The sequence below is a fragment of the Lacinutrix sp. genome, assembly GCF_023299985.1.
GTDB lineage: Bacteria > Bacteroidota > Bacteroidia > Flavobacteriales > Flavobacteriaceae > Lacinutrix.
The window spans coordinates 1-5,761 of record NZ_JALZVX010000113.1; the positions used below are offsets into that span (position 1 = coordinate 1).

Annotated in this window: 7 protein-coding genes; all 7 read right to left on the reverse strand. The window is 30.3% G+C overall.

Annotation, left to right across the window (positions count from 1 at the left end; genetic code table 11):
• Positions 1–137: 137 nt before the first annotated feature.
• Positions 138–803, reverse strand: a complete 666-nt coding sequence (locus tag Q0C58_RS05715) for a hypothetical protein (RefSeq protein ID WP_290698692.1) — start codon at positions 801–803, stop codon at positions 138–140.
• Between the two features lie 144 nt (positions 804–947).
• Positions 948–1,904: a hypothetical protein gene (locus Q0C58_RS05720; RefSeq protein WP_290698695.1), complete on the reverse strand. Its 957-nt coding sequence runs from the start codon at positions 1,902–1,904 to the stop codon at positions 948–950.
• A gap of 333 nt (positions 1,905–2,237) precedes the next feature.
• The gene (locus Q0C58_RS05725; protein WP_290698698.1) at positions 2,238–2,939 is read right to left on the reverse strand and encodes a hypothetical protein; all 702 of its coding nucleotides are present in this window, start codon (positions 2,937–2,939) and stop codon (positions 2,238–2,240) included.
• Between the two features lie 167 nt (positions 2,940–3,106).
• Complete coding sequence (locus Q0C58_RS05730; RefSeq protein WP_290698701.1) at positions 3,107–3,397, reverse strand: helix-turn-helix transcriptional regulator; 291 nt, start codon at positions 3,395–3,397, stop codon at positions 3,107–3,109.
• A complete protein-coding gene (locus Q0C58_RS05735; protein WP_290698704.1) occupies positions 3,387–3,743 on the reverse strand; it encodes a type II toxin-antitoxin system RelE/ParE family toxin in 357 nt (118 codons plus the stop codon). Before Q0C58_RS05735 ends, Q0C58_RS05730 begins: the two co-directional genes overlap by 11 nt.
• A gap of 232 nt (positions 3,744–3,975) precedes the next feature.
• Positions 3,976–4,851 (reverse strand): carboxypeptidase-like regulatory domain-containing protein, encoded by an 876-nt coding sequence (locus Q0C58_RS05740; protein WP_290698707.1) that lies wholly within the window; start codon positions 4,849–4,851, stop codon positions 3,976–3,978.
• A 226-nt stretch (positions 4,852–5,077) separates the two neighbouring features.
• Positions 5,078–5,653, reverse strand: a complete 576-nt coding sequence (locus Q0C58_RS05745; RefSeq protein ID WP_290698710.1) for a DoxX family membrane protein — start codon at positions 5,651–5,653, stop codon at positions 5,078–5,080.
• Positions 5,654–5,761 lie beyond the last annotated feature (108 nt).

The window sequence follows — 5,761 nt, forward strand, 5'->3', positions numbered from 1 at the left end:
ACAACGTTTATGTATAAGAATAGTTGCGGGTTTGTATGCGAGGATTTTCCGAAGGAAAATAGACGTTAAAAATACGCAACGACCTTTGATTAAGCACTAAACCGCAATTATTTTTATGCGGTGTTGCCCACAGTATTTTATTCAGTTAGAAATTTTGTCGTATAATTTATCACAAAATCTGAAATAAAAGACTTTATAAATTCGTCATCGTTATATTCATCATTCTCTTTCATTTCCGCATATAACTTTTTGTATTCATCTGTTTTTTCGAATTTTTCAAATTGGCGTTTTTTGAACGTTACAAATTCCTTATTTTTATATTTTCGAGCTTCAGTAAAGTCACCTTTGTCGATTTCGAGAAGCAAATATTTACTGTACGTTGATGCATAACCCATATGAACATATTCAACCATTTTTCCGTGTGGTAAAATTAGAATTCCAGTAAACCAATCAATTTTTACTCTTTCTTGTTTTGGAAAATACATTCTATAAATTGAGACCCATTTTTGCTTATAATTCCCATCATCATCGGTATAACTAACAGGTCTTTTCATATCTGTTAGAAACAATTCCTTTCCGATTATCTCAAAATGACCAACATATCCACGCCAAAGAGCTGTGGACGACATTTCTGGTCTGTTTTCGGGATTCTTCTCAAAATACGGTTCTAATGGATTTGAGTTTAAATTAAACTCTTTTCCTTCATAAATAATTTTGTCAGGATATTGAGCTGTAACGATATTTTCAGCTTTCGCAATTCCAATTGTCAGAATTATTAATATTAATGATAGTGCTTTTCTCATATTGTGGGCAACGGTATTGTGTATGGAAAGTCGCGTTTCTTGTATCCTTAGATTTTCCGCGGGAAAATCATGATAAAAATAGGCAACTCACTTTGTTTTTAGCCCTAATTTAAGCGATTTTCTCATACACGGTGTTAGCGAGCGTTATTGAATTATATTTTTAAAAGCAATCATTTGTTCTTCGCTATCTCCAAAATCTTTTAAAACCTTTCCTTTTTCATTTACAAGCATAAAATAACCATCTCGTCCTTTATCTCTAATTTCACTTCTGCTAATCAAGAAATGTCCTTTATGTTTTCCGCTTTTAATAATTTCAAAATATTCTGCAGAAAATAATTCAGTCCATCTCCCATTTTCAATGTTTACTTTTACTAATTCATTAGCTGTCATCCATTTTTCTACTGTGAAATATAGACTTTCTCTATCTAATGATAGGGTTAGTGAGTTAATATTAAATATTTCATTTGATTGGTCATTACCATCCTTAAATGGTTTTTTTTCAGTTATTACTCGTTCTGTTAAATCATCAACTGATACAAGCATTAATTTTTTTCTAGTGAATGGTCTATAAGTTCCTTGTTCTTTCACAGCTCTTATGAAAAGAACTGATTCATTGTTATATTTAATTGGATTTTCATCACTATTATTGAAAGTTAATTGGATTTGTTCATCATTAGACCTAACAGCGTAAATATTTTTTTCTTTTACAAAAACTTTTTTCAATTCATTTTTTTTCATTGCTGTTGATGCCATAACATTTTTATCCGTAGTCAAATCGCCTTCAGTTATAATTCTCCATTTATTATTAATTTTTTTGAAATTAATGTATGAATCAAATACTTCTGATTTGTTATTATATTTTACTCTTTTTTGAAAATTACATTTATATTCATTCTTATTTGTCTTTTTAGTTTCAATTTCGCCAACAATTTCTTGTAAGAAATCTGGATGCTTATTATAGAATTCTAATTTGTCTTGAATACAATTATTTTTACTTTTATTCACGGTATAATACAATACAGAGTCATCATACATTTCAGACAGTATCTCAATGTCTTTTGATGAGTTAGCATCATTCCATTTAACAACTAAATCTTTCATATTTGTATTATCCTGCGTACAACTCGTTAATGCAGTAAGGACAAATATTATCATTCCGATTGTTTGACTTAGTCTCATATTCATTTATTTTTTTAATTTTTTCACAATGTTTTTTGTGTCAGTTTTATGCTCGCTAACGGTATTGTATATAGCTCGTAGCGTGTAAATTAGTGATTATTTTTCCGCTAAGCACAAGCCAGATTTTTAAATTTTACTATTTATCTTTTTATTGTAAATCGTCAAATTTAAAAATTTGGCGACTTTCCAAATATGCCTTAACTTCGATTACGCAACTATTTAGCTATGAGCTATATGCGTTGTTGTGTGCAGTTTTTATATTCCGTTTATACTTTTCCATTCCGATATTTTTTTCGGATGTTCGTTGTCGTCAGGGAAATGCTTTTTAGCAAAATCAAACTGCTTAAATGTCAGCAAAACCATTTCTCCATCATTATCACACTTTATTGGATAAAATCTGTTTTCGCTGTTCTGATTTTCCAATTCTGAATTGAGCATTTTTATAAAGTTCAGATATGCAATTCCCCAATCATAGTCAGTAAATTGTCCATCGAATGCAACATATTCAGTTCCGTTTAATTCAATCGTGTGTTTCCAATAATTATCTGTCTGCTCACTTTTTTCATTCGCATATTCAAGTCTTAATCCTAATTTTTCGAACGATGATTTTACTTTATTTAAATATTCAGTTAATCCATCTGTTTCAAATAATGTTTCGCAATCGACAGCAAAAAATCGGTTGTCAGTATAATCTGTTGTTTCTCCACGCATTGCTCCAGAAAAGAAGTTCCATTTATCTTTTGATTCCACAAATTCTTGCTTAACGGTTTCTAATTCCGATTCGTCAGTCAGATTGAAAAACTCAAGTTTATCCAATTTAGATACGATTTCTTTTCCCGATAATTTTTCTACAATTTTGGATTCAGTTTTTTTAGATTGAACATTGTTTTTTTGTTCTTTCTTTTGAGAAGTACAACTCAAAATTCCGATAAAAAGTAGAAATATTAATCTTTGCATAATGTTTTTCTCAAATTGCACACAACGGTATTGTGTATGGAAAGTCGCGTTTATTATATCCTTAGATTTTCCGCAGGTAAATCATAAAATAAAGAAGCAACTCACTTTATTTTAAGCCCTGATTTAAGCGATTTTTTCATACACGGTGTTGTAAAATGTACTTTTCTCTACACTTCAATCGAAATATTCACTTTTCCGCCAAGTCCTTTTTCCACAATGTCAAATAATGTTTTTAAAGTCAGATTACTGCCATTATTTTCTACACGAGAAATATAAGTTCGTTTTTTATCAATCAGTTCGCCAAGTTGTTCTTGGGTAAGATTTTTTTCCTCACGAGCATTTCGTAAAAGCAATCCAATTTTAAACGATTCAAATTCTCTGTCTAATTCATCTCTGCGTTCAGTTCCTTTTTTTCCGTAAACGCTATCTTTTATGTCTTTCCAACTTTTAGTTTCCATTGCCTTTGTTTTTTTCTTCGTAATACTCTTTCATTAATCGCACTGCTTTGTCAATTTCTTTTTTTGGTGTTTTCTGCGTCTTTTTTGTAAATCCGTTTAAGAGTATGACTAACTTACCTTTATCGAAGAAGCAAAAAACTCTCCAAATATTCGAACCTAATTTAATTCGAGCTTCAAATAATCCTTTATGAGTTTTCATCGGTGCCAGATATGTTTTCGGCACGTGTTGATAGGTTTCGATTATTTCAATGACTTTAAATATTTTGTCTTGAACTTTTTTCGGTTGAGCAAGTAGAAACTCCTCGAAATAATTTTTGTATTGTATTACTTGCCTAACTTTTCCCATTACAGCAAATGTAACTTAAAAGTTACTATTCTCAAAATATCAGAAGTTTAATTTTAACTTTCGAGTGTTCTTTGGGTATGTTTTACAACGGTATTGTGTATGGAAAGTCGCGTTTGTTATATCATTAGATTTTCCGCAGTGAAATCATAAAATAAAGAAGCAACTCACTTTGTTTTAAGCCCTAATATAAGCGATTTTATATACACGGTGTTCTATGCAGTTTTTGTTCGTATTATTTTTCAAACTTAACCATTATTTTGACTAGTCCGTTTATAAACCCTTTTGCCATTTGTGATTTTCTTGTGCGAGGCTTCCATTCTTTGTTTCTAAATCTACTCCAAGTCAGAAGCTTTAAATCTGTATGAGTAAAATTAATTCTTGGTGCAATAATCGCCATCGATTTGATCGGTTCGTCATATTTATCATTTACAATTTCTACACCAATGCAAATCCCATTTTTCGGAAATGTAACTCTTAATTCTTCAACGTCAATTTTTAGTTGATATGTTTTATTCTCTGGATTGATAACTAAATTCTTAAAATGTAATAATTTCCCAGGTTCTTTTGTAATAGAATCGTATTCGTAAAATTTAATATTGTAAGTAGCTAAATAGTCATATTCTTTCGATTTATTCAAGTTCAGGATTACTTGCTTAACTATACCTTCTTGATTTTTTGGGTTATGAATTAAATTAGCAAATTCATAGCCGAACGGTAAGCTAGTCCTGATTTTTAGTCGTTTGGATTCTCCCAGTTTTTTACTCGATGTGTATTTTTTATTTTTCGCAGAAATGACGACTTCTTGAAGTTTTTCGGCTGATGGTTTTAGTTTTATATTAAAAATCTGTTCAAAATCTTTTATTTCAGATATGTTTACGATTAAACTTTTATAACCAACTGATGAAATTAGAATTTGTTTTTCATTATTTATTTTAAGTTCAAATTTTCCTGCTAAATCGGTATAAGTTCCTTTGTCTTTTTCGATAAAAGTTACATTTGCTAAATGCATTGGAAGATTTGTATCAAAATCAGTTACTATTCCATTTAAAATTTGTCCATTAGCGATTGTAGAGAATAGAACAATTAAAATTCCGATGTAAATTTTCAATGTAGAGTGTTGTTTTTAAATTGCATAGAACGGTTTTGTATATGGGCAGTGCGGGCGAAAATGGCTGTTACCATTCGGTTGAGCACAAGCCGATTTTTACAAATTCCGCTTTTTATTTTTTTGTGTCAAAAGTCGGATTTGTAAAAATTCGGCGACTTCCAAATATACCCAAACTTTTGGTTTGGCGACAACTCCCGCATTGCCTATATACGTTGTTGCCATTAGTTTATTCCGCAATCCAATTCAGGAGTAATTTAATCGGCATTGTAAGAATAACAAAAATAAAATCCATTAAAAAACCAACGATTGGTAGTATTAAAAATATCCACCATTTATATTTAAATTTTGTCGTAATTCCGTTCGTTAAAATTTTCCACGCAATAATAATCTTGTCTTTATAATAATATAAAATTAATAAATCAGTTAAAATCATACCGCCAATTCTAATTGGAAGAGCAAAACCTTGAACACTTGTCGTAAAAGCTATGTCTATAATTAAAATCTGAGCTAATATTGATAAAACTATTAAAGCTCCAATCAACACTGTTCTGTTCAATATCAGTAGTATTCCGCCTATAATTTCCAAAATTCCAGTTGCAACATTGAAAAAGGTACTTCTTCCAAATAGATGCCAAGCAACATAAAAACTATCAATATCCTTAATTGGTTGTTCTAATATTGATGGGTTATATACCCCAAACTGGCTTAAAGTCAATTTACCCCAACCATAATTAATCATATAAAAAACCAAATACCAGCGTAACGCTAATATTCCAAAATCAATTATTTTTTCTTTTTTCAATTGGATGATTTGCTGCATTCAATGTTCTAACGCAACAAACGTTGCTTTGATTAAGTGAGTCTAAGCTACAAGTTTCAGTTCTAAATCTATCATTTCTTTAGGTGTTTT